Below are 25,091 nucleotides of genomic sequence, written 5' to 3'. Positions count from 1 at the left end.
TTAAGCAAAAGCTTCGGTCCAAGATCCTTGGGTTGATGCTTTTGAGTATTCCGTAGCTCTTCCCTCAAAGAAGTTCATATGCTCTACTGCATTTAACATAGTATCAAGCCAGGTTAATGGATTTTTCTGAACATCATAAATAGGTTCGAGACCTAATTGAGCTAATCTTCTATTTCCAATGAAACGTATGTAGTCTTTTACCTCTTGAGCAGTTAATCCATTCATCGGTCCCATTTCAAAAGCAAGATCAATAAATGCATCTTCGTGATGTACAATAGTCCTGCAAGCTTCATATAATTCTTTCTTTAGTTGTGGTGTCCAAATGTGGGGATTTTCATTAATGAACTCCTTAAATAATCTTATCATTGAATTACAGTGCAAAGTTTCATCCCTTACAGACCAAGTTACAATTTGACCCATACCTTTCATTTTATTAAATCTTGGGAAATTTAACAAAATAGCAAAACTTGCAAATAACTGAAGCCCTTCAGTGAACGCACTGAAAACTGCAACTGTTTTTGCAATATCTTCTTTTGATTCTACGTTAAAATTTTGCATGTAATCATATTTATCTTTCATCTCTTTATATTTCATGAAAGCTGAATACTCAGACTCTGGCATACCAATTGTATCAAGTAAATGAGAGTAGGCTGCAATATGAACTGTTTCCATAGAGGCAAAAGCGGTCATCATCATTAAAACCTCTGTTGGTTTAAATACAGTTGTGTAATGTCTTAGGTAACAATTATTCACCTCTACATCAGCTTGAGTAAAAAATCTGAATATCTGAGTTAAAAGATTCTTCTCTGATTGAGTAAGATTTTTTTGCCAATCTCTTACATCGTCACCTAGTGGCACTTCTTCTGGTAACCAATGAATTCTTTGCTGTGTAAGCCAAGCATCATAGCACCATGGATATCTAAATGGTTTATAAACAGGATTTTCAACTAACAAACCCATATCTTTTGGTTTTATTATTGGTGATTTTAAATTTTTCATACTTTCTACTGACATGATAGACACTCCTCGTATTCTGGTTGATCTGATTGTTGTTTTTTTGATTTGTATACATTTGCTTTAACATCTGTTGAGCTGGCATCGTTAACATTCTCAGCTCTTTGAATTGATTTTGATCTACAATAATAAAGGCTTTTCAAACCTTTTTTCCATGCTTGGAAGTGAATTTGATGAAGATCCTTTTTATGGATATCTGCAGGAATAAAAATGTTAATTGACTGAGCTTGAGATATATGAGGTGTTCTATCTGCTCCCAAATCAACAATCCATCTTTGATCTAGCTCAAAAGCTGTTTTGAAAACATCTTTTTCATTTTGAGAAAGAAAGTCTAAGTGAGAAACTGAACCTTGATTGGTGGTAATACTCGACCAAGTTTCTTCATCATTTTTACCATATTTTTCCAAGACCTCAGTTAGATATTTATTTCTAACATTAAAAGATCCAGAAAGTGTTTTATGAGTGTAGCTATTCGCTGCAATTGGCTCTACTCCTGGAGATGTTCCTCCACAAATAATAGAAATTGATGCTGTTGGAGCAATTGCTGTTTTGTTTGAAAATCTCTCATTAATTCCATAATCAGCAGCATCAGGACATGGGCCTCTTTCATCGGCTAAATCTTTTGATGCTTGGTCAACTTGCTTTTGTATATTTGAAAATATTTTTTTATTCCAAACTTTACTCATTACAGACTCGAATGGTATTTTCTTTTGTTGAAAATAAGAGTGTAAACCCATTACACCTAAACCTACACTTCTTTCTTTTAAAGCAGAGTAAGTTGCATCACTAAATGACTCTGGTGCCTTTTCTATAAAGTCTGTTAATACATTATCTAACATTCTCATTAAATCTGGGATAAAGTTATTATCATCTTTCCATTCATCATATTTTTCTAAATTTAAAGATGATAAACAACATACTGCGGTTCTATCTCTCCCCTCTTTATCAATACCTGTTGGTAAAGTTATCTCGCTACATAAATTAGATGTTTTTACTGTCAATCCAGCTAGCTTATGGTGTTGAGGTATCATTCTATTAACAGTGTCAATGAAAACGATGTAAGGTTCACCAGTTTCAATTCTTGCAGTTAGCAATCTGATCCATAAATTTCTTGCAGAAACTGTTGCTTGAACTGACTGGTCTTTAGGACTTTTAAGCGCCCACTGTTCATCTAATTCAACTGCTCTCATAAATGCATCTGAAACCAAAACACCGTGATGAAGATTGAGCGATCTTCTATTTGGATCACCGCCTGTTGGTCTTCTCATTTCAATAAATTCCTCAATCTCTGGATGATCAATTGGTAAATAACAAGCAGCAGAACCTCTTCTTAAAGAGCCTTGGCTGATAGCCATAGTCAAAGAGTCCATGACTTTAATGAAAGGAATTATTCCAGATGTCTTGCCAACCCTTCCAATTTTTTCACCTATCGATCTTAAATTTCCCCAATAACTTCCGATACCTCCACCTTTAGCTGCAAGCCAAACATTCTCGCTCCATAAATCAAGTATTCCTGTTAAGCTATCTCCTGCTTCATTCAAGAAACAAGAAATTGGCAATCCCCTTTTTGTACCACCATTTGATAAAACTGGTGTTGCAGGCATAAACCATAAGTTACTAATATAATTATAAAGTCTTTGAGCGTGTAAGTTGTCATCTGCATAATGACTTGCTACTCTTGCAAAAAGATCTTGATATGACTCGTTAAAACCTAGGTATCTATCACTTAAAGTTGCTTTGCCAAATTCAGTTAAGTTACTATCTCTTGATCTGTCTATTTTGATAGTAATACCTTTTGAGTTTTGAAATAATTCTGTATCATTATTTAATGAGAATAAATCTGGTCTTTTTTCGTTGTTTTCAGGATTAATGTTAGGTTTAAAATCAGAGACAGCTTTTCTGATGGCTTGTGACAATATTTTGTTCATATAAACCTCTTATTAATGTTACTCTTTTGTGTAAAAACAACTAGATGTTGTGTGTTGAATGACTAAATATACTATATAAATAGTAATTCAAGAGAACATTTATAGAACTTAAAAAATAATTATCAATAATTAATTTAAGAAAATATAGATATATCCACATGAAAAATTCCAAAAAAATAGACCCTTATGGATTTAGAGAATATGACGCAAGATGGATTTACGAAAAAGATATCAGCATTGAGGGAATCGAAGAGCTTGGAAAAGGATTAGGAACTCAAATTAAAATACACACAAATAAGGAAAATCCAAGAGTAGTAGTTGGTCATGATTATAGATCTTATAGTGAAGAGATAAAATCATCATTAAAAAAAGGTTTAATTTTTACAGGATGTTATGTTGAAGACATAGGTCTATCATTATCTCCTATGGTTTATTTTGCACAATTTAATTTAAATACAGATGCAGTTGCAATGGTTACAGCTAGTCATAATGAAAATGGTTGGACAGGTGTTAAAATGGGTATCAAAAAAGGTTTAACTCATGCACCAGAAGAAATGAAAGAATTAAAAGAAATCACTCTTAATCAAAAATTTAAGAAAGGGAATGGTAATGAAAAATATATAGATGATTTTCAACAAATATATAAAAATGACTTAATTAATAAAAATAAAATTACAAAAAAAATAAAAGCAGTTGTAGCATGTGGAAATGGTACAGCTGGAATATTTGCTCCAGATATATTGAGAGGAATAGGATGTGAGGTCATTGAGCTTGATTGTAATTTAGACTGGACTTTTCCAAAATATAATCCAAATCCAGAAGATCTTGAAATGTTACATGAAATTGCAAAAGTTGTTAAAGAAAATGAGGCGGATATAGGATTTGGCTTTGATGGAGATGGAGATAGAGTTGGTGTTATAGATGAACAAGGAAATGAAATATTTTCTGATAAAATTGGATTATTGATTGCAAGAAATTTATCAGAAAAACATAATGGTGCAAAATTTATTGTAGATGTAAAATCAACAGGTCTTTATTCTACAGATAAAATTTTAGCAAAAAATAATTGCAATACATTATATTGGAAAACTGGACATTCTCATATCAAAAGGAAAGTAAATATCGAAAATGCATTAGCAGGTTTTGAAAAAAGTGGGCACTTTTTTTTTAATGAACCTTTGGGATATGGGTACGATGATGGTATTAACTCTGCTATACAGGTCTGTCATTTATTAGATAATCAAAATAAAAAAATGAGCGAAATTACAAATGAGTTACCTAATACTTTTCAAACTCCTACAATGGCTCCGTTTTGTAAAGATGAGGAAAAATATAATATTGTTGATGATTTAGTAAAAGAGATTAAACAGATAAAAAATAATAAAACCTTGATTGATGGTCAAGAAATTAAGGATATTTTAACAGTAAATGGTGTAAGATTTTCATTTGATGATGGTTCTTGGGGGTTAATTAGAGCGTCTTCAAACAAACCTTCTTTAGTTATCGTAACCGAAAGTCCTACATCTGATGAAAGAAAAAAAAGAATATTTGATTTTATTGATAATTTACTCCAAAAAACTGGTAAAATTGGTGAATACGATCAAAAAATTTGATATTTAAGAAATATTTTTCAACTAATAAGTGATCACATCATTCCAGAGAATCATTTATTATTAACATTGAGGTGATGGAGGGAGACTGAAGTCACCTCCTTTTTTTTCAACACAAATATTCCAGAGCTTTAAGTATTCCACCTTTTTTATATGGTATATTTGATTTCATTAATCCCATCTCTACTCCAGCTAAAGTTCCTGCTAACATTAATTCATTAAAATCACCTAAATGACCAATTCTAAAAATTTTACCTGCAACTTTTGCAAGTCCTGTTCCTAATGACATGTTATAGTGATCTAAAATAGTTTTTCTTAAAAAATCAGCATCATGACCATCTGGAACCATTACTGCCGTCAATGAATCTGAATATTCATCTGGATTTTTACAAAGTATTTCTAATCCCCACGATTTAACTGCAACTCTTGTAGCTTCTGCAAATCTTTTGTGCCTTTTGAAAACATTATCTAAACCTTCTTCTGTAAGCATATTGATTGCTTCATCCAAGCCATAAAATAAGTTTGTGGCTGGTGTGTAAGGAAAGTAACCTTTTTTATTGTTTTCTAACATTGGTCCCCAATCCCAATACGATTTTGGTAATTCAGATGTTTTGTATGCTTCTAAAGCTTTGGAACTTATTGCATTAAAAGAAAGTCCTGGAGGTAATAACAATCCTTTTTGAGAACCTCCAACAGTTACATCAACTTTCCACTCTTCATGTCTATAATCAATAGAACCTAATGATGATATCGTATCAACAAAAAATAAAGCTGGATGTTCCGCGTTATCCATAGCTTTTCTAATTTCTCCAATTCTACTTGTAACACCAGTAGAAGTTTCATTATGTACAGCACAAACTGCTTTAATTTTTTTATCTTTGTCTTCTTTTAGTTTTTGTTCAACAATATTTGGATCAACACCTGTTCTCCAATCACCTTCAACAAAGTCTACTTCAATTCTGAATTTTTGAGCAATATCCCACCAAAGTGTTGAGAAGTGTCCTGTTTCAAACATCAAGATTTTATCACCAGCACTTAAAGTGTTTACAAGTGCAGCCTCCCAAGCACCCGTTCCTGAAGCTGGAAAAATTATTACTGGCTCTGAAGTTTTAAATATTAATTTTATTCGATCTAAAACTCTTAATCCTAATTCAGCAAAGTCTGGACCTCTGTGATCTATAGTTGGATAATCCATAGCTCTTAAAACTCTATCTGGAACGTTTGTTGGTCCAGGAATTTGTAAAAAATGTCGACCAGGTCTTATATTATTTGAAATTGCCATAACGGTGTATATGCTAAAGAATATATATAATCAATTTTATAATGTATGACAAATAGTAGTAATTTAATTGATAGCCTAGAAGTTTATGTTCTTAATAATCCAGATGAAGTAAAACCACATTGGGTTAGTCACTTTATAGTGCCAACCGCTAATGAACTCTTAATTAAAATTAAAACTAAAGATGGTCATTCTGGATTTGGTTTAGCAACAAGTTATACTGACATTGCTCCTATCATCAAACCATTTTCAAATGGGTTACAAGATTTAATAATTGGAGAAGATCCATTTTGCCCTGAAAAAATTTATGAAAAAATTTTTAAATTAACTGATACACGACTTAGTAGCGAAAAAGGTTGGAGTAGAGAAGCATTAATTAGAATTTCAGCAGCTTTAGATATTGCCTGTTGGGATTTGATAGGAAAAGCTTCAAATATCCCATTGTATAAATTGTTTGGAGGATACAGAAATAATATTCCTGTTTATGTTACATGTGCTTATTACAGAGATGGTAAAGATGAAAAAGAACTAAGAGATGAAATACAAAAATTAGTAAATATTGGTCATCAAAGTTTTAAAGTTAAAGTTGGAGGACTTTCTATCAAAGAAGATGTCAAGAGATTAGAAATTATTAGAGATGAAATTGGAGATCAAAAAGGTTTAATGATTGATGTCAATAGAGCGTGGGATCTAAAAACCGCAATTGAAGGTGTAAAAGAGTTTGAAAAATTTAAACCTACATGGATAGAAGAGCCAGTTAGATGGGAAGATGATAGAAGGACTTTAAAACTTTTATCAAAACAAACTAAAATTCCATTATCAGGTGGTGAAAGTGAAGTAACTATTTATGGATGTAGATCCATGATAGAAGAAGATGCAATTCAAATTTTACAATTTGATTGCACAATGTTTGGTGGTTTTACTAATGGAAAAAAACTTTCTGCATTGTGTGAATTAAATCATATAGATGTAGCTCCACATCATGATTGCTATATCCATGCGCCATTAGTAGCATCAACTCCAGCTGGGAGAATAGTTGAGTCATTTGATGATGAGAGAGATCCTCTTCAAGCACAATTATTTGAAAATCCACATAAAATGAGTGAAGGATGGATTCATTTAAATAAAAAACCTGGTTTAGGTTTAGAGATTTCAGATACCGCGTTAAAAAAGTTCGGTAAACTAGTTTACAAAAATAAATAAACCTTTAATTAAGTTTTATGGGGTTTAATTCAGCTCAGATACAAAAAATTGGTAAAGAAATTAGAGATAAAGTTAATGGAAAGACTTTATTCGATGAATTCTCACGTGGTAGATACAGTACAGATGCCTCTGTATATCAAATTAAACCACTTGGTGTAGTTCTTCCAAAAGATACCAATGATGTTTTAAATTTAATGGAATATTCACAAAAGAATTCTGTACCTCTATTAGCTAGAGGTGGAGGAAGTTCTCAATGTGGTCAAACTGTTGGGGAAAGTGTTGTGCTAGATTACTCTAAACATCAAAATAAAATTTTAGAACTTAATGTTGAAGAAAAATATGTATGGGTACAGCCAGGTGTCGTATTAGATCATCTTAATGATTATTTGAAGCCTCACGGTCTTTGGTTTCCTGTAGACGTTTCAACAAGTAGCAGAGCAACTATTGGAGGGATGTCAGCAAATAATTCTTGTGGATCTAGATCATTATATTATGGCAACATGGTTCATAACGTATTAGCTATTGAAGCAATATTAGACGATGGTTCTATATTTCAATTTGATCAAATAAATAAGAATTATTTAGCCACAAAGAACAATCAAGATAGACTATATAAAATTATAGATAAATTTATCGATGTAAGACAAAAAGTTGGAAGCGAAATTGATGCTAATTGGCCAACGACACAAAGAAGGGTTGGAGGATATAACATTGATTTAATTGATCCTGAAGGCTTCAACTCATCAAATCTTCTTGTTGGATCTGAAGGAACTTTATCTTTATTTAACAAAATAAAATTAAAATTATCAGAGATACCAAAGAATAAAATTTTAGGTGTCTGCTACTTTGATAATTTCCATCAAGCAATGGAATTATCAAAAGAGATTGTAAAATTAAAACCAACTTGTGTTGAATTAATGGACCAAAATTTATTAAATTTGGCAAAAGAAATCCCAATGTATGCTGGAGGTATTAAAAAATATATCAAAGGAAATCCTGAAGCTGTTTTGATGGTAGAATTTATTGATAAAGAGAAAAGTGTATATGAAAAGAAAATAAAAGATCTAGAATATTTGGTTTTAAACCAAAACAAAAAAAACGAATTTTCTTTTTATTCAGATTTGTCAGAACAAAAAGAAGTTTTTGAAATAAGAAAAGCTGGATTAAATATTTTGATGTCAATGAAGGGTGATAAAAAACCGGTTGCCTTCATTGAAGATTGTGCAGTTTCTCTAGAACACCTAGCTGACTACACTGCAAGATTAAAAGAAATATTTAAAAAATACGGAACAAGTGGAATGTTTTATGCTCATGCTTCTGTTGGAACACTTCACGTAAGACCGGTTTTAAATATGAAATCTGACAAAGATATAGAAAATATGAGATCTATATCTGAGGAAGCTTTTGAAATGGTCAAAGATTACAAAGGCTCTCATTCTGGTGAGCATGGTGATGGAATTGTTAGATCAGAATTTCATGAAATGATGTTTGGTAAAAAAATCATCAATGCTTTTGAAGAAATAAAAGATACATTCGATAGCAAAAACCTTCTAAATCCTGGAAAAATTGTTCGACCGTTTAAATCAAACGAAAGATCTTTAATGAGATACAAATCAGGTTATCAGACAGAAAATATAGATACACATTATGATTGGTCTAATTGGGGTCAATTTTCTGATGCTGTTGAGATGTGTAATAATAATGGAGCTTGTAGAAAATTAGATTCTGGTGTGATGTGTCCATCATACAGAGTAACTAAAGAAGAAAAAGATTTAGTCAGGGGAAGAGCAAATACTTTAAGGTTAGCTTTATCTAACCAACTTCCAAAAGGTTCATTTGCATCTAAAGAAATGTACGAAACTATGGAGTTATGTGTAAGCTGTAAAGCTTGTCAAAGAGAATGTCCAATGTCGGTTGATATGGCTAAGATGAAATCTGAATTTCTTTCTCATTACTATAAAAAATTTAGTATGCGAATTAAAGATAGATTTATCTCAGATATACCAAGACTTATTTGGTTATTAAAGTTTGTTGCTCCTATATTCAATAAGATAAAAAACATACCACTAATCTCAACAATTGTTGAAAAGTTTGGTTTTGCAACTGCAAGAACTATGCCTGAAGTTCAAAACCAGAATGCTTTAAGAGAGATTTATGACAGTCAGACGGTATCAGAAAATAAAGTAATTTTGTTTGCAGATACTTTTAATATTAATTTTGAAAATGAAAATTTAGTTTATGCAATTAAAGTACTAAATAAATTCGGTTATCAGGCAGTTATACCAAGTTTTGGTAAAGATAAATTAAAGAGACCACTTTGCTGTGGAAGAACATATATATCTTACGGCCAATTGGACAAAGCCTCTGAAGAGCTAAATAGATTTAATGATTACGTTATACAAAATAATTACATTAATTTACCGGTTGTAGGTATTGAGCCATCATGTTTATTAACATTTAACGATGAGTATCAGACTTTAAAAAATGTAAATAATAGAGAAAAAATTAAAAATAAATTTTATCTACTTGAAGAATTTATTTTAGAACAAATAAGAAATAACAATAATATCAAAGCTAATAGGTTTGATCAAAATGTATTAATTCATGGACACTGTCATCAAAAATCACAAGATAGAATGAGGGGTCTGACTAATCTTTTATCAGAATTAAATATTAATAATAAAATGATAGAGACTAGCTGTTGTGGAATGGCTGGTTCATTTGGTTATGAAAGTAAAAATTATGAATTATCAAAAAAAATGGCTAATCTTTCTTTAATACCTGCAATCAATAATAGTAATGAAAAAGATTTTATAGTTGCAAATGGTACGAGCTGTAGACATCAAATATCTGATTTATCTAAAAAAAAAGGTAAGCATGTCTCAGAATTATTATTTAAGATTTTTGAAACTGTTAATTAAAGAATTACTTTTCTATTATAAAAATCTTCAATCTGGTCATCTTTGTAACCAAAAATTTGCATAACTTCTTTTGTATGTTCTCCTAAGTTTGGAGCACCCTTTGATTTTTCAGTTTTACTTTTTGAAAATTTAATCGGCATACCAATAGCTTTGCTTTTACCCGCTTTTTTATTTTCTACTTCTATAACCATTTGTCTTTCAATTGCTTGGGGATCTTTAAACATATCTGTTATCGAGTTAATAGGTCCACATGGCAATCCATTATCATCAAAGATTTTTAACCATTCACTAGAAGTTCTTTTAATTAGTTCTTTATTAAGAATATCAACTAATTCTTTTAAATTTTGTTTTCTATTTAAATTAGATGAAAACTTTTCATTTTCTTGCAAATCTTCACGACCAATTGCTTTAAGTAACATAAGCCAAGTGTTTTGGTTTGAAGCACCTACCGTAATCCATTTATCTTTTGTTTTAAATGCTTGATAAGGAGCTGTTAAAGGATGTGCTGATCCAAGAGGACCAGGTGACTTTCCAGTAGCACCTGCAATAGCAGACTGCCAGTATGTATGAACTATTCCGGCTTCATACAAAGATGTATCAACTTTTTGTCCTTCTCCTGTTTTTTCTCTATGAACTAATGCAGCTAAAATTCCACTAGCTGCAAGTAAACCTGCTGTTATATCTGTTATAGGTGCACCAACTTTCATCGGTGGCTTATCTGCACTTTCCCCTGTAATACTCATTAATCCACTCATACCTTGTGCTACTAAATCAAATCCACCCTTATCGGCATAAGGACCAGTTCTACCATATCCAGATATTTCACATAAAATGATTTTAGGATTAATTTCTGATAAAATATTATATCCAACACCTAATTTTTCTAAGGTTCCTTTTCTAAAATTTTCTAAAACTACGTCTGAATTCTTGACCATAGTTTTAAATATCTCTATTCCATCTTTATCTTTCAAATTTAATGCAATACCTTTCTTATTTCTATTCATCATCATAAAAGCTGCTGACTCCCCATTGATTTCTGGTGGAAGAAAGTTTCTAGTATCATCTCCACTTGGGGTTTTCTCTATTTTTATAACCTCGGCACCTAAATCAGCTAATAATAATCCGCAAGTTGGACCTGCCATTATTTGAGCCAGCTCAAGAACTCGAATGCCTTTTAACGATGCAGACATTAATTATTTATTTTTAAATTTTGGTTTTGTTTTATTTAAGAAAGATTGATATCCAATTTTAAAATCTTGGGTATCATAACATTTATAACCAAGATTATTTATTTTTTCTGTAACTTTTCCATTTTTTAAAATGTTTCTTGCAAATTGTTTGTGCCACCTAGCAACCTTTGGAGCTCCTTCGCATATTAATTCAGCTGATTTATAAGCTTCTTTTTCAACATCTTTATCATTGACCACTCTATTAACTAGTCTCTTCTCTAATGCTTCGTCAGCTCCAAATACTCTTCCTTCAAATAATATTTCCATCGCTGTTGTATAATTAGTTACTTTTAAAAGCACCTCAAGTTCTTTTGCAGCCATTGTTAAACCTAATCTTTTAATTGGAACTCCAAACCTTGAACTTTTGCCACAAATTCTAATGTCACAACATCCTGCTATTTCCAATCCACCTCCAACACATATTCCTTCAATCAATGCAATTGTTGGTATTGGGCAATCAAAAATTGCTCCAAGTGTACCATGTAAAAATTTACCGTAAGATTTTGCTAATTTTGATGAAGATCTTTGTTTTTTAAATTCACCAATATCATTTCCTGGTGAAAAAGATTTACCACCCTCACCTCTTATAATTATACATCTTAAGTTTTTATTTTTAGAAAGCTTTTTGAAGATTTTACCTAGCTCAATCCACATAGGCTTAGTCATTGCATTTAACTTTTCTGGTCTATTTATAACAACTTCAACTAAATGAATATTTTTTTTGTTTAGTTTAATTAACTTCCTCATCTAGCTCCTATAAAAAAATTCAACTAATGTCATCGGTATAGCTGGAACATATGTTACTAACATTAACAATACTAACAAAACACAAATAAAAGATATATTTGATCTTGTAACATCCCAAATATCAGCTTTAGCAACAGAACATGCTGTAACCAGAACACTTGCTACTGGTGGGGTTTGTTGACCAATTGCTAAATTTAAAGTCACTATGATTCCAAAATGCACAGGGTCAATGCCTACAGCATTAACTAAAGGCATTACAATTGGAACTGTTAAAATTATTGCGGCAACCGAATGTAAAAAGAAACCAATTACTAATAGAAATACGTTTAAAATTCCCAAAACTGCATATTTATTATTTGTAAAATCTATGATCGACTCAGCAACTTTTTGTGGAATTTGCTCAATTGTTAAAAATTCACCTAATAATACAGATGCTGCTACCAATAACATAACTGAAGCTGTTTGAATTGCACCTTCACACGCGGACTCGTACAATCTTTTAAAATCTATTTCTTTATAAATAAAACCAATTACCAAAGACGCTACAACTGCTAAACCTGCGCCTTCTGTTGCAGTTACAACTCCGCCAAAAATTCCACCTAATATAATAATAGGTAATAAAAATGCTAATGCTGCATCTTTTGCAGTTTTCTTTACATTTGGAATATTAAATGTTTCTTCAACAGGAAAGTTTTTTCGTCTTGCAGTGATATATGCAGCCAACATTAGGAAAAAACCACCTATTACACCAGGAACTATTCCAGCTACAAATAATTGCACTACGGAACTTTGGGCCATTACAGCATAAACAATCATTGGTATTGATGGTGGAATAATAATTGCTAGAGATGCTGAAGAAGAAGTGACTGCTGCAGCAAAAGGACCTGGATAACCTTTTTTCTTCATTGCAGGAATTAAAATAGATCCAAGGGCAGCAACATCAGCAACTGCTGATCCCGAAATTTCAGCAAAAAACATTGAAGTTGCAATGTTGATCATGCTTAAACCGCCTTTGATAAATCCAACAAGAGCTGAGGCAAAGGCTATTAGTCTTCTAGATATGCCAGCACTATTCATAATTGATCCTGCCAGGATAAATAATGGGATAGCAATTAATGGAAATTTCATTGATCCATCAAACATAACGATTGCAGTATCAATTAAAAAACTTGTTCCTGTCTTCAATACCATTGCGATAATTGTTGTTACAGCAAGGCCTATAGCGATAGGTACATTTATAGATAATAAAAGTAAAAGGACAGCAAACATTGTAAGAATTATCATTAAATATCTCCTGTCTGCTCGTCACCTGTTGTTTGGAGAACTAAATTTCTGTAGTCCTCTGGAATTCTTAAAGTTTCAGATAAAATAAATAAACATGATGCAATTGGAATGACAGATTGGACAAATGGTTGTGGAACCCATTCTAATGTTACCAAGGTTTCACCAGTAATAAGAGTTAATACTAAATATCCGTAGTATGCTAGTAATAGTAAGAAACCATAAACAACTATTTTAGAGACTACGAAGAAAATTTTTCTAAGTGCTAATGGAAATGCCTTAAATATACTCGGAACACTTATATGAGAACCTTTTAATGCAGCGTAGGCTGAACCATAATAGGTAATCCATGCAAGTTGTACTGCAGCAACTTCATCGTACCAAACTAGTGCACTACCTGCAAAACGAAAAGTAACTCCAAGTAAAACTGTTACTGCCAATGCCACCATCATTATAAACAGTATTAGTTTTAGTATTTTTTCGTACGTCTTAATAAAGTTCTGTAATTTCATATTATGTACAGGCCCTCTGAATGAGGGCCTGATAAGATAAATTAAATTAAATTAATTTGCTAAAGCTGATACTTTATCGACTAATGCGCCACCTGTAGGAACTTCTGATCCAAACTGATCATAGATCCCTTTACTAGCTGCAATAAAAGCACCTTTGTCCGCTTCATTGACTTGGACGCCAGCATCTTTAATTACTTTTAATAAAGATTTTTCAAGTTTAGCAGCTTCAGCATAAACAAACTTTTGTGTATCTTGAGCAGCCTTTTCTAAAATATCTTGTACATCTGAAGGTAACTTGCTCCAGTGATCCTTATGAACAGTTACATAAGCAGGTGTATAAACGTGACCTGTAATTGATAAATATTTTTGAACTTCTTGAAACTTAGCACTAGCTATTTGTGCATATGGGTTTTCCTGTCCATCCATTGTTCCAGTTTTTAAAGCAGTGAATACTTCAGAAAATGACATCGGAGTTGGGTTTGCACCATATGATTGGAACATTTTAACTCTCCATTTTGACTTGGGTGTTCTTAATTTAATTCCTTTTAAATCATTTGGAGTATTAATTGGTCTAGTGTTATTTGTTATATGTCTAAATCCATTTTCCCAAACAGCTATTACTTTATATCCTGTTTTCTCCTCGAGATTTTTAAACATTCCAGGTAGAACATTTTTTTCAACTTTAGCCATATGTTTTCTATCTTTAATAATAAAAGGCATATCAAATACACCAAACTCATCATGAATAGATGCCATCACTGATGATGGTAACCACATATTAACCGTTCCTAGCTTTAGTTTTTGCATTCCTTGTTTATCTTTACCAAGTTGTGAAGAACCAAATACAGAAACTTTGCCTTTGCTTCCTAATCTTTCGTTAGCAAGTTTTGCAAAGTGATCTACTGAAGCAGAAAAAAGTGAACCAGGTTTACCTACGTGTCCAAATTTTACTTCGACTGAATTAGCCGCGAAACTCAAGAAGAATGATGAGAATACAACGACAATTATTTTTAAAAATTTATTCATATTATGTCCTTAGTTAGTTTTTTTATAAAATTAGGGTATATAAAATAAACAAAGAGATCTAGTCTCTAAATTGTACAAATTAAAAAGGAGAGTTATGGCAGATAAAAAAATGAGATCGGTTGCCAAGACATTTTCATGGAGGTTAATTATATTTATTTATTGGGTGATTTTTGGATATATATATACTGGGACATTTAGTGGTGCTGGTATTTTGGGTATTGGTTCTATCATTCCCCTACTATTCTATTATTTTCATGAAAGAGTGTGGAATAAAGTAAAATGGGGATTAGATTAAGGTTATTGAATTAATTTTTTTACCTTGTTTGATATTATTGTTGTCTTGTTATTGATATATTCCTCGTGATTTTTTTCAATATTTTTTAGTTCATATAAATAGTTTACCATTACACCAAAAGATCTATTAAAACCTACTTCTGATATATTTGCATTAATTACTATATCATCGATTATTGCGCCATTTCCTAGATGAAATCTACAAACATCATTTATAGGCAATTGTTTTAAATTTTTTTCATTCATTAAATAGTGAGCAACCAATTTATATATAGCATTCTTATTTGATATTATTCTCGTGTCGCCTATTTTTAAACTAGAAGATTTTAAAAAAGATATATTTTCTAAAGGAATATTTCCCAAAATATTTTTTACCAATTTTTCATCCAAGTTAACAAACCAATCTCTAAAACCTGGTATTGGTGATAATGTTCCAAAATTCTTAATATTTGGAAGTTCTTCTTGTATTTCAAAGACAACTCTTTTAATTAAAAAATTTCCTAAAGTTACTCTTGATAATCCATCTTGGCAATTACTTATCGAGTAAAATGTTGCAGTATCATAATTTTTATCACCATCAGTTCTAGGTTTTGTTATTTCCTGAATTGATTTTCCTAATCCATTAGTTAAAGCAACTTGAACAAAAATAATCGGTTCATCTTCTAGAGCCGGATGGAAATATGCAAAAAATCTTCTGTCTTCTCCTAATCTTCGTTTTAGTTCATCCATATCTTTAATCTCATGAACTCTTTCATATTTCATTATTTTTTCTAATACCGCAGCTTTTGTATCCCAGGTAATTTTTTCAAGTTTTAAAAACCCTGGATTAAACCATGACTTAAATAATTCTCTCAAATCATCATCTAAAGGAATTAGATCTTTATTTTTGTCTATAATTTTCAACAAATCTTCTCTTAAAGAAACAATTGTTGATATTCCATTTGGAGACATATTTATTCTTTTAAATAGTTCTCTTCTCTGTCCCTCGGATGTAATAGATAAGTTATATAAATTTTTGTCATTTTGCGTTCTTTGATATTCTTCAATTGCTTTGGAAACTTCTGTGTGGCTGGGTTTATACTTTTCATTTATCTTTTTAAAAAATAGAAGTTTGTTTTCATTTGAAAGACTGGAATATAAGTCTGTGATATCTCTTGCTACTGTGATACCAAATGCAGCACCCTTTGTAGACAATAAATCACCACAAAGTGAAAGGATTGTATCAAGATCATTTTTTTTAAGCTCTTTTTTTTTAAATAATTTTTGGCCAACATCAGCTATTGACGAAATTATTTCCTTTAAATTAAACATATTTAAATGATTTACTATTTTTTAACTTATTTTTAAATATTCAATAAAAGATCTTATAGATACAATAATTAGAAAAGATCCAAAAATTTTACTTAATAACTTCTTGTCTATTTTATATACTGCTTTTGCTCCTATTCTTGCCATTAACATCGTCACAGGCACAAAAACAATAAATCCAAATAAATTTATGTAACCAATAGTATAAGGTGTGCTTATATTATTGATAATTTCTCCTCCTGTTATCATTGTAATTGTCCCGCTAATTGCAATCAAAATACCAATTGCTGAAGCTGTTCCAATTGATTTTCGAATATCGTATCCAAAAGTTCTCATAAATGGAACCATTAGGGATCCACCACCAATACCCAGCAAGACTGAAATAAAACCAACTGCCACTCCTGAAATATTTTTAATTGAGTCTTTTATTTTTTTTGGATTTTCTAAAAATTTATCTCTGAAAAATATAAAAAATAATCCAACTATAAATGCCATTATAGAGAAAAATAAAATAAAATCGGATGTTCTTAAATTAATTGCTAAAAAAGTTCCTCCAATTACACCGAGAACTATAAAAATTCCAAAAGACTTTACTAAATTTACGTCAACAGCTTTGTGTTCCATGTGGGTTTTGGCTGATATTATTGAAGTAGGAACTATTATAGCTAGAGATGTTCCAACAGAAATATGCATTCTGGTTGCAATATCAAAGTCTAAGACAGTAAATGCATAATATAAAGCAGGCACCATTATTATGCCACCACCAACCCCTAATAAACCTGCCATAAAGCCTGCAACAGATGCGGCTATAGATAGTACCAGTAATAAATTTACAATTTCACCAAAATTTAAAACATCCATTATGAGTTAGCTTGAATTGCTTTTTCATTATTTTGAACAATGCTCATAATATGCTTTGCTTTTTGAAAATCAGAGTCGCGAGCCATCATATTATCACTCAAATATCTTTTCCAGTTTTTAGATCCAGCTTGGCCATGATATAAACCAACTGTATGCCTCATTATATGATTTACTTTAGTTCCTAACTTTACCTCCTTATCAACATAATCTAAAAGTTTCTCTACAACTTGTTCTCTTGTTGGAATAATTTCTGTATTGAATATGTTTTTTTCTATATCAACCAATGAATAAGGATTTTGATAAATTGATCTTCCAATCATAACTCCATCACATTTAGAAATATGGTTTTTGATTTCTTCAATTTTAGAAATACCACCATTAATTATAATTTCTAAATTTGGATTTTCTTTTTTTATTTCATAAACCATGTTGTAATTGAGTTTAGGTATATTTAAATTTTGTTTTGGTGATAAGCCAGTAAGCATCGCCTTTCTTGCATGCAAAATAAATGTTTTTGTCCCTGCTTTGTGTATTTTATTAATAAAATTGTTCAAATATTCAAAACTTTCAACATCATCAAAACCAATTCTAGTTTTAGCAGTTACAGGTATTTTGCATGAATTAACCATCGAATTTATGCATTCTGCAACGAGTTCAGGTTCTTTCATTAAACAAGCTCCAAATTTATTTTTTTGAACCTTTTTGCTTGGGCAACCTAAGTTTATATTAATTTCGTCATAACCCATATCTTCAGCTATTTTTGCAACTTCTGATAATTCCTCTTTATTTGAACCTCCAACCTGTAACGCAAGTGGTTTCTCCTCCGGACTAAATGATAAAATTTTTTTTCTGTCTCCATGAATTGCAGATTTAGTTGCAACCATTTCACTGTAGAGCATCACATTCTTGCTCATTAATCTCAAAAAGAAGCGATCATGCCGATCAGTGCAATCCATCATTGGTGCAACAGAAATTTTTCGATTTATTTTATTTCTAGTATCCAAGAGGTTTACCCATTATTTTATCAGGTAGCCATGTCACGATTTCGGGAAAAATACACAAAATTAATATGGCTAAAGCCATTATAATCATAAACGGTATAGAGCCTTTTAAAATTTCTGATAAACTCACGTCTGGGGTAATTCCTTTTATTATATAAAGATTTAATCCAACGGGTGGGGTTATTAATCCTATTTCCATGTTTATTGTAAATACAATTGCAAACCAATAAGGATCAAAACCTAATGTAGTAATTACTGGTAATAATATAGCAGAAGTCATTACGATAACAGCTACAGGTGGCAAGAAGAAACCAGCTATTAAAAGAAAAATATTAATTAATATAAATACTACCCATTTGTTTGAGCTAATATCTACCATGCTTTGTGCTAAAGACTGAGTTACGTACAATTGTGAAAGTGTAAATGCAAAAAGATATGAGGCTGCAATGATAAACATTATCATTACACTTTCTTTCATGGAAACTTTAACAATGTTCCATATTTTTTTCGGCTGATAAATTTTGTAAACTACTGCTATTAATACAAAAACTAAAAATGCCCCTACGCCTGACGCTTCGGATGGTGTAGCAACGCCACCATATAACACATAAAGAACGCCAGCTATAATTGCTAAAAATGGTAAGATCCTCGGTAATACTTCAAGCTTTTCTTTTAATGTAGGTCTTTTACGATTGCTTAAAGCTTTTGCTGAATCTTTATCTATAAAATAACTATGTATAAGCGCCCAGATAGCAAACATACCTGCCAGCATAAAACCAGGAACTAACCCACAAAGAAATAATCTTCCTATTGATGTTCCCGTTGCAATTCCATAAACAATTAAAACAATGCTTGGAGGAATTAAAACTCCAAGTGTCCCTCCAGCAGCAATTGTTCCAGTAGCAATTTGATCAGAATATCCCCTTTTTCTCATTTCTGGGATCCCCATAGTACCTATTGCGGCACACGTTGCTGGACTTGAACCGCTTAAAGCAGCAAAAATTGAGCAAGCACCAATATTTGAAATGACTAAGCCACCAGGTACTCGCCAAAGCCATCTGTCCAACCCTGTATATAAATCTTTTCCCGCTGGTGAATTGGCTACAGCCATTCCCATTAAAATAAACATTGGAATTGAAAGAAGCACAAAAGAATTCAAACCTGCATAAAAGGTCTCTGCAAATACATCTAACATTTGAAAACCTTCAAAAGCAACTAATAGAGCAATTGATACGAAGCTCAAACCAAAAGCAATAGGTATTCCAGAAAATAAAACTATAAGTGTAAAAACGGCAACTATTACTGCAATTAATAAAGGGTCCATTAATTACTATCCTGTTCGTCGTTAAGTTTGATTATTTCTGCAATATATTGCAAGATCATTAATGCAGCACCTATCATCATTGAAGAATAAGGAATCCAAAGAGGTGGATCCCATACAGTTCCTGTAGAATAATTTTTTGTAAAAGCTTCCTCTACCATTAAAAATCCAAAATAAAATAAAATTAAGAAAAATAATAAACTTACTAAAGATGTAAAAATTTTAAGTCTTAAAATATTTTTCTTTGATAAAAAATCATAAATCCATTCCATGCTCACATGCGCTTTTTCACTTAATACATAAGCACTTCCAATAAATGTAGATGCTACTAGAAGCATGGTAACCAACTCTGTTTGCCAAGTAATTGGTCTTTGGAAGAAATATCTTTCAAAAACTAGTTCTACAATAACAAGGATTGATAAAAGTAAAGCTAATACAGCAAAAGCTCCACAAGCTTTGGCAATATGATCACAGAATTTTAAGTATTTATTTTTCATAAAAAAACCCCTACTTATATTCAATAAATAGGGGTTCTTTATATACCAGTTTATTTAACTGCTAAAGCCATTTCCATTAACTTATCACCACCTGGAACTTTCTCAGCAAATGCTTTATGAGAAGATTGTTTCGCAATCTCTACCCATGCTGCATGATCTTTTTCATCCATATATACTAACTTAACACCCGCTGCCTTATAAGCATCCTCAAATTTTTTATCTAAATTTTCAACTTGTGCAGTCATATATTTTTCAGCAACTTTCCCAGCTTTCATAAGAGCATCTTGTTGTTTTGAATTTAATGCATCAAAACTTTTCTTTGACATCAAAATTGGTTCATACATAAACCATAGACCAAATTTTCCTGGAGGTGTTGCACATGAGACCTGTTCATAAATTTTGTAACTTACAAAACTTCCTGAACTAGTGTTAGCACCAGTTAGTACACCGGTTTGAAGACCTGTGTAAATTTCTGATGATGGCATACTCTGAATACCTGCTCCTGCTGCTTCTAACATTTGGTTAAATGCTTTTCCTGCAGCTCTCATTACTTGTCCTTTTGCATCACTTGGATTTTTTATACATTTAGTTTTAGATGCAAATCCACCACCTAACCATGCATCTGAAAGAACCACTACTCCAGCATCATTGATTATTTTTTTAATTTCGGTCATCATTGGACCTTTATTAAATCTTAATGCGTGGTCGTGATTTTTTACTGTTCCCGGCATAAGTGTTGCATCAAATTCTGGATGGAATTTAGAAGCATATGCTAAAGGGAAAGCTGAAATATCTAACTGACCAGTTGTCATGGGTTTCCATTGTTCTTTTGGTTTATAAAGTGATTTAGCAGGATAAATTCTTATATCTAAATCAACATTAGCTTTTTTAACCTCATCTGCAATAATTTGAACCATTTCATGTCTTGGATCGTATGAACCATCTGCTCTTTGTGTGCCAGGCCATTGGTGGCTAGCTTTAAGAGTTACTGCTAAAGCAGATCCGATTAAAGAAAAAGTTAAAATTACTGAAGTGAAAATTAAAGATAATTTTCTTAACATGTTATTTTCTCCTCATTAGTTTAAAAATGTAATTAAATTGAACTTCTTAATAAGAGTCAATATAACCATATGTCATTATATTTATTATGGATGGTCCATTAAAAAATTTATTAGTTGTTGATTTAACAAGGGTTTTGGTAGGTCCTTACTGTACAATGATTTTATCTGATCTTGGAGCGAGAGTTATTAAAATTGAAGCTCCTGAAATTGGAGATGACTCGAGAGGATTTGGTCCTTTCATTGATGATTACTCTGCATATTTTATGTCCTTGAATAGAGGAAAAGAAAGTATCGCTCTTAATTTAAAAAATGAAGACGATAAAAAAATTTTTGAAAAAATTTTGGCAAAAGCAGACATATTAGTTGAAAATTTTAAACCAGGCACTTTAGAAAAATGGGGTTTTGGTTGGAATGAAGTAAGTAAAAAATATCCTAAATTAATTTATGCATCAGCTTCAGGTTTTGGTCAAACAGGTCCGCTTAAAGAATTGCCAGCATATGACATGGTTGTTCAAGGTATGGGTGGATTAATGAGTGTTACTGGACATCCAAATTCAGAACCAACAAGAGTTGGGACGTCAATTGGGGATATTACAGCTGGTTTATTTACGGCAATTGGTATTAATGCAGCTTTGTATGATAGACAAAAAACAGGTAAAGGTGCTTTCATTGATGTATCAATGCTAGATTGTCAAATAGCAATTTTAGAAAATGCTATTGCTAGATATCTTTCAAAAAATGAAATCCCAGAACCAATGGGTTCGAGACATCCATCCATTGCTCCTTTTGAAGCTTTTAAAACAAAGGACAGTTTTTTGATTATTGCAGCTGGTAACGACAAATTATTTAAAAGCTTATGTGAAGTTCTTGAAATACCTAACATTGCAACTGATGAAATGTATAAAACAAACTCTTTAAGATCTCAAAATATTGATAAACTAAAATTTATTATTGAGGATAAACTTCAGCATAAAAATACGGATGAATGGATTAAAGTTATGGAAAACTTAAAAATACCGTGCGGTCCAATTTTTAATATTAAACAAGCTGTAGAAAATCCACAAATTAAAGAGAGAAATATGATTGTAAAATCTTTTCATAAGAAAATTGGAGAGTTTAAATCTGCGGGAAACCCTATAAAAATGTCTACATACAAAGATGAAAAAATAAGAGGAGATATTCCAGATCTTGATGAGCACCGCGATAAAATACTTAAAGAATTTAGTTAACTAATATATAAGCTTTATAATTATGATAGATAAAAGAAAATTTTATATTAACGGTCAATGGGTTTCACCAACTAAACCAAATGATTATGAGGTAATTAATCCTTCAACAGAGGAAGCGTTTGCAACTATATCATTAGGATCAACAGAGGATACTAATGCTGCAGTCTCGGCAGCCAAAAAAGCTTTGATTAGCTGGAGCGAAAGTTCAAAGGATGAAAGATTAAATTTATTAGAAAAATTACTTTCTATTTATAAAAAAAGATATGGAGAGATGGCTGATGCTATATCTATGGAAATGGGGGCCCCAATGGATTGGGCAACAGACGTTCAAACATCAAGTGGACAATCTCATCTTGAAGATTTTATAAAAAGATTAAAAGAATTTAAGTTTGATGAGCAATTTGAACCAAAGTCTAATAATCATATTTGTTATGAACCAATTGGAGTTTGTGGATTAATTACTCCATGGAACTGGCCAATCAATCAAATAGCTTTAAAAGTTGTTCCAGCCTTTGCAACAGGTTGTACAATGATTCATAAACCTTCAGAAATAGCCCCAATGTCAGCAATGTTGTTTGCGGAAATGATTGATGAAGCAGGCTTTCCAGCGGGTGTATTTAATCTTGTTAATGGGGATGGCGCTGGTGTTGGAACGGATATTTCATCACATCCTGATATTGATTTAGTATCTTTCACAGGATCAACAAGGGCAGGTAAATTAATTTTAAAAAATGGAGCTGATACAATCAAAAGAGTGTGCCTAGAATTAGGTGGAAAAGGTGGAAATATTGTTTTTGCAGACTCCTACCCTAACGCTGTGAGAGATGGTATCAGAAACGTAATGAGTAACTCAGGTCAGTCATGTGATGCACCTACAAGAATGCTCGTTGAAAAATCAATATATGAAAGAGCAGTTAAAGAGGCTGTCGAAGAAGCAAATTTGATAAAGGTCGACCATGCTTCAAAAAAAGGAGATCATATAGGTCCTGTTGTATCTAAAATTCAATACAATAAAATAATAAACCTCATTCAAAGTGGAATTGACGAAGGAGCAACTCTTGCAGCAGGTGGACCGGAATTACCTAACGGAATGAACAAAGGCTATTTTATTAAACCAACTATTTTTACCGATGTAACAAATGATATGCGTATTGCAAAAGAAGAAATATTTGGTCCGGTTTTATCTATAATACCTTTTGAGACGGAAGAAGAAGCAATTCAAATTGTAAATGAAACTGAGTATGGATTAGGTAATTATTTACAAACTGAGGATAAAGAAAAAGCAAAAAGAGTTGCCAAGAAGCTTAAGGCTGGAACAATTTATGTAAATGGAAACGGTGCAGACCCTGGTGCTCCATTTGGAGGATATAGACAATCTGGAAATGGACGTGAAGGTGGTGTTTGGGGATTACATGAATTTCTAGAAGTTAAAGCTGTAACTGGTTGGCCAAAATAATATGATTGGCTATGTTATGGTTGGCACAAACAATTTAGATCAGTCTATTAAGTTTTATGATGAATTGTTGGAAGTTTTAGATTTAGAGAGAACTGAAAAAGATGAAGTGTGCGCTGGATATTCTCAAAAAAATAGCAACGGAAAAATAGAATTTTACGTCACAAAACCTTTTAACAAAGAAAAAGCAACAGTTGGTAATGGATCTCAAATTTCATTTCAAACAAGTTCAAGAGAATTGGTTGATAAGTTTCATGATGTTGGGATTAAGTTGGGAGGTGCTAGCGAAGGATCTGGTGGTGAGAGACCCGAAGGCTCTGGAGTTTACTATTCTTACATTCGTGACTTAGATGGAAATAAAATCTGCGCTTTTACAAATAATCAATAATAAATGTCATACAATCTTGTAGAGAAAAAATTAAAAGCTAATGGTGTAGTTATTTTAGATGGTGGAAATGGAGGAGAGTTAGAAAGTTCAGGCGCAAAGATGGATAAAGATCTGTGGGCTGGAAAATGTGCAATAGATGACCCAGATAAAATGCTTCAAGTACATGAAAATTATATTAATGCTGGTGCAGATATCATTACTTCAAATACCTACGCTATTACACCGATATCAATGAAAGAGTACGGATATGATCAATTTACGAAAGCTTGGAATGATGAAAGTGTAAAATTAGCTTTAAAGGCTGCTAACCATTCTAAAAGGGAAATAGCTGTTGCAGGATCAGTTTCAACTTCAGGCAGTTGGGATAAACTATCAGAAGAGGATATTAAACCTGGTTTTAATGAACATTTAAAAATTTTAAAAGAAGCAGGTGTAGACCTAATCATTTTAGAAGCCATGACGTCAAAGGATAGAACTGTTGAAAATATTATTGAGTGCTCAAAAAATGTTAAATTACCTATCTGGCTATCTATTTCTTGTGCAATAAATGAAGACGAAAATATATTAATGCACGGCTATCAAGAAAGTATAACTAATTCAAAAGCAAAATTTTACGATACTTTAGAAAATTCCCTATCTAAATTTAGTAAAATGCATGAAGGACCAATTTTAGTTGCACATTCAGATATCAAAGTTACAGGTGAAGCGGTTAAAATTTTAAAAAGAGTTCACAAAGGGATTGTAGGTGCATATCCAAATAATGGTTACTTTGAAAAACCTCATTGGAAATTAATTAATGATATATCCCCGTCTAAATATTTAGAGGAAGCGAAAAATTGGATATCTAATGGAGCTCAGATTATAGGTGGATGTTGTGGAGTTGGTCCCGATAAAATAAGTGCAATCTCAGTTTTAAAATAAAATTTAA

22 protein-coding genes are annotated in these 25,091 nt (G+C 31.8%); 8 read left to right on the top strand and 14 right to left on the bottom strand.

Annotated features, from left to right (window positions below; all coding sequences use genetic code 11):
* Both B8063_RS06135 and B8063_RS06130 read right to left on the bottom strand, forming a co-directional pair.
* On the bottom strand, positions 1 to 1,014 hold the full coding sequence (locus B8063_RS06135) for a ribonucleotide-diphosphate reductase subunit beta (protein WP_085070494.1): 1,014 nt from the start codon (positions 1,012 to 1,014) through the stop codon (positions 1 to 3).
* On the bottom strand, positions 1,005 to 2,942 hold the full coding sequence (locus B8063_RS06130; protein WP_085070492.1) for a ribonucleoside-diphosphate reductase subunit alpha: 1,938 nt from the start codon (positions 2,940 to 2,942) through the stop codon (positions 1,005 to 1,007). The genes B8063_RS06135 and B8063_RS06130 overlap by 10 nt, the downstream gene beginning before the upstream one ends.
* 158 nt (positions 2,943 to 3,100) lie before the next feature.
* On the opposite strand from B8063_RS06130, the gene B8063_RS06125 reads away from it, so the two are divergent.
* A complete protein-coding gene (locus tag B8063_RS06125; RefSeq protein ID WP_085070490.1) occupies positions 3,101 to 4,555 on the top strand; it encodes a phosphomannomutase/phosphoglucomutase in 1,455 nt (484 codons plus the stop codon).
* A 106-nt stretch (positions 4,556 to 4,661) separates the two neighbouring features.
* On the opposite strand, the gene B8063_RS06120 is transcribed toward B8063_RS06125, so the two are convergent.
* The gene (locus tag B8063_RS06120; protein WP_085070488.1) at positions 4,662 to 5,834 is read right to left on the bottom strand and encodes a pyridoxal-phosphate-dependent aminotransferase family protein; all 1,173 of its coding nucleotides are present in this window, start codon (positions 5,832 to 5,834) and stop codon (positions 4,662 to 4,664) included.
* A gap of 45 nt (positions 5,835 to 5,879) precedes the next feature.
* Here B8063_RS06120 and B8063_RS06115 point away from each other — a divergent pair, with 45 nt between their 5' ends.
* The gene (locus B8063_RS06115; RefSeq protein WP_085070486.1) at positions 5,880 to 7,034 is read left to right on the top strand and encodes a mandelate racemase/muconate lactonizing enzyme family protein; all 1,155 of its coding nucleotides are present in this window, start codon (positions 5,880 to 5,882) and stop codon (positions 7,032 to 7,034) included.
* A 17-nt stretch (positions 7,035 to 7,051) separates the two neighbouring features.
* The gene (locus B8063_RS06110; RefSeq protein WP_085070484.1) at positions 7,052 to 9,955 is read left to right on the top strand and encodes an FAD-binding and (Fe-S)-binding domain-containing protein; all 2,904 of its coding nucleotides are present in this window, start codon (positions 7,052 to 7,054) and stop codon (positions 9,953 to 9,955) included.
* On the opposite strand, the gene B8063_RS06105 is transcribed toward B8063_RS06110, so the two are convergent.
* From B8063_RS06105 to B8063_RS06085, 5 genes are read right to left on the bottom strand one after another with little or no spacing between them, the layout of a single operon-like run.
* Positions 9,952 to 11,145 carry a CaiB/BaiF CoA transferase family protein gene (locus B8063_RS06105; protein WP_085070482.1) on the bottom strand — a complete coding sequence of 398 codons (1,194 nt, stop codon included), beginning with the start codon at positions 11,143 to 11,145 and terminating at the stop codon, positions 9,952 to 9,954. The two genes, B8063_RS06110 and B8063_RS06105, sit on opposite strands and share 4 nt — an antisense overlap.
* A 3-nt stretch (positions 11,146 to 11,148) precedes the next feature.
* On the bottom strand, positions 11,149 to 11,931 hold the full coding sequence (locus B8063_RS06100) for an enoyl-CoA hydratase/isomerase family protein (protein WP_085070480.1): 783 nt from the start codon (positions 11,929 to 11,931) through the stop codon (positions 11,149 to 11,151).
* The gene (locus B8063_RS06095) at positions 11,932 to 13,215 is read right to left on the bottom strand and encodes a TRAP transporter large permease (protein WP_085070478.1); all 1,284 of its coding nucleotides are present in this window, start codon (positions 13,213 to 13,215) and stop codon (positions 11,932 to 11,934) included.
* Complete coding sequence (locus tag B8063_RS06090) at positions 13,215 to 13,724, bottom strand: TRAP transporter small permease (RefSeq protein ID WP_085070475.1); 510 nt, start codon at positions 13,722 to 13,724, stop codon at positions 13,215 to 13,217. The genes B8063_RS06095 and B8063_RS06090 overlap by 1 nt, the downstream gene beginning before the upstream one ends.
* 51 nt (positions 13,725 to 13,775) lie before the next feature.
* Positions 13,776 to 14,750: a TRAP transporter substrate-binding protein gene (locus B8063_RS06085; RefSeq protein ID WP_085070473.1), complete on the bottom strand. Its 975-nt coding sequence runs from the start codon at positions 14,748 to 14,750 to the stop codon at positions 13,776 to 13,778.
* 94 nt (positions 14,751 to 14,844) lie between these two features.
* Here B8063_RS06085 and B8063_RS06080 point away from each other — a divergent pair, with 94 nt between their 5' ends.
* Positions 14,845 to 15,045 carry a DUF2061 domain-containing protein gene (locus B8063_RS06080; protein WP_085070471.1) on the top strand — a complete coding sequence of 67 codons (201 nt, stop codon included), beginning with the start codon at positions 14,845 to 14,847 and terminating at the stop codon, positions 15,043 to 15,045.
* 2 nt (positions 15,046 to 15,047) lie between these two features.
* Here the strand turns inward: B8063_RS06080 and B8063_RS06075 are convergent, their stop codons facing one another.
* Genes B8063_RS06075 through dctP form a run of 6 tightly spaced genes read right to left on the bottom strand, consistent with a single transcriptional unit; the run spans position 15,048 to position 21,093 of the window.
* On the bottom strand, positions 15,048 to 16,355 hold the full coding sequence (locus B8063_RS06075) for a malonyl-CoA decarboxylase domain-containing protein (protein WP_085070469.1): 1,308 nt from the start codon (positions 16,353 to 16,355) through the stop codon (positions 15,048 to 15,050).
* Between the two features lie 21 nt (positions 16,356 to 16,376).
* The gene (locus tag B8063_RS06070; RefSeq protein WP_085070467.1) at positions 16,377 to 17,213 is read right to left on the bottom strand and encodes a sulfite exporter TauE/SafE family protein; all 837 of its coding nucleotides are present in this window, start codon (positions 17,211 to 17,213) and stop codon (positions 16,377 to 16,379) included.
* Positions 17,213 to 18,169: a tRNA dihydrouridine(20/20a) synthase DusA gene (dusA, locus tag B8063_RS06065; protein ID WP_232311425.1), complete on the bottom strand. Its 957-nt coding sequence runs from the start codon at positions 18,167 to 18,169 to the stop codon at positions 17,213 to 17,215. Before dusA ends, B8063_RS06070 begins: the two co-directional genes overlap by 1 nt.
* A 37-nt stretch (positions 18,170 to 18,206) precedes the next feature.
* Positions 18,207 to 19,538: a TRAP transporter large permease gene (locus B8063_RS06060; protein WP_075521188.1), complete on the bottom strand. Its 1,332-nt coding sequence runs from the start codon at positions 19,536 to 19,538 to the stop codon at positions 18,207 to 18,209.
* Entirely contained in the window at positions 19,538 to 20,032 is a 495-nt protein-coding gene (locus tag B8063_RS06055; RefSeq protein ID WP_085070465.1) for a TRAP transporter small permease subunit, read from the bottom strand. The genes B8063_RS06060 and B8063_RS06055 overlap by 1 nt, the downstream gene beginning before the upstream one ends.
* A 50-nt stretch (positions 20,033 to 20,082) precedes the next feature.
* Positions 20,083 to 21,093: a TRAP transporter substrate-binding protein DctP gene (gene dctP / locus B8063_RS06050; protein WP_075521190.1), complete on the bottom strand. Its 1,011-nt coding sequence runs from the start codon at positions 21,091 to 21,093 to the stop codon at positions 20,083 to 20,085.
* Between the two features lie 86 nt (positions 21,094 to 21,179).
* Here dctP and B8063_RS06045 point away from each other — a divergent pair, with 86 nt between their 5' ends.
* The 4 genes from B8063_RS06045 to B8063_RS06030 are packed head-to-tail and all read left to right on the top strand — an operon-like array spanning position 21,180 to position 25,084.
* On the top strand, positions 21,180 to 22,322 hold the full coding sequence (locus tag B8063_RS06045; RefSeq protein WP_085070463.1) for a CaiB/BaiF CoA transferase family protein: 1,143 nt from the start codon (positions 21,180 to 21,182) through the stop codon (positions 22,320 to 22,322).
* A 22-nt stretch (positions 22,323 to 22,344) separates the two neighbouring features.
* The gene (locus B8063_RS06040) at positions 22,345 to 23,778 is read left to right on the top strand and encodes an aldehyde dehydrogenase family protein (protein ID WP_085070461.1); all 1,434 of its coding nucleotides are present in this window, start codon (positions 22,345 to 22,347) and stop codon (positions 23,776 to 23,778) included.
* Position 23,779: 1 nt separating this feature from the next.
* Positions 23,780 to 24,163, top strand: coding sequence for a VOC family protein (locus B8063_RS06035; protein WP_085070459.1), 384 nt, complete (start codon positions 23,780 to 23,782; stop codon positions 24,161 to 24,163).
* Between the two features lie 3 nt (positions 24,164 to 24,166).
* Positions 24,167 to 25,084, top strand: coding sequence for a homocysteine S-methyltransferase family protein (locus tag B8063_RS06030; RefSeq protein ID WP_085070457.1), 918 nt, complete (start codon positions 24,167 to 24,169; stop codon positions 25,082 to 25,084).
* The last annotated feature ends 7 nt before the right edge of the window (positions 25,085 to 25,091 follow it).

The organism is Candidatus Pelagibacter sp. RS40 (assembly GCF_002101295.1).
In the GTDB taxonomy this organism is placed as follows: domain Bacteria; phylum Pseudomonadota; class Alphaproteobacteria; order Pelagibacterales; family Pelagibacteraceae; genus Pelagibacter.
The sequence above is the reverse complement of the archived record's forward strand: the minus strand, read 5'-3'. Positions and strand labels throughout refer to the sequence as shown.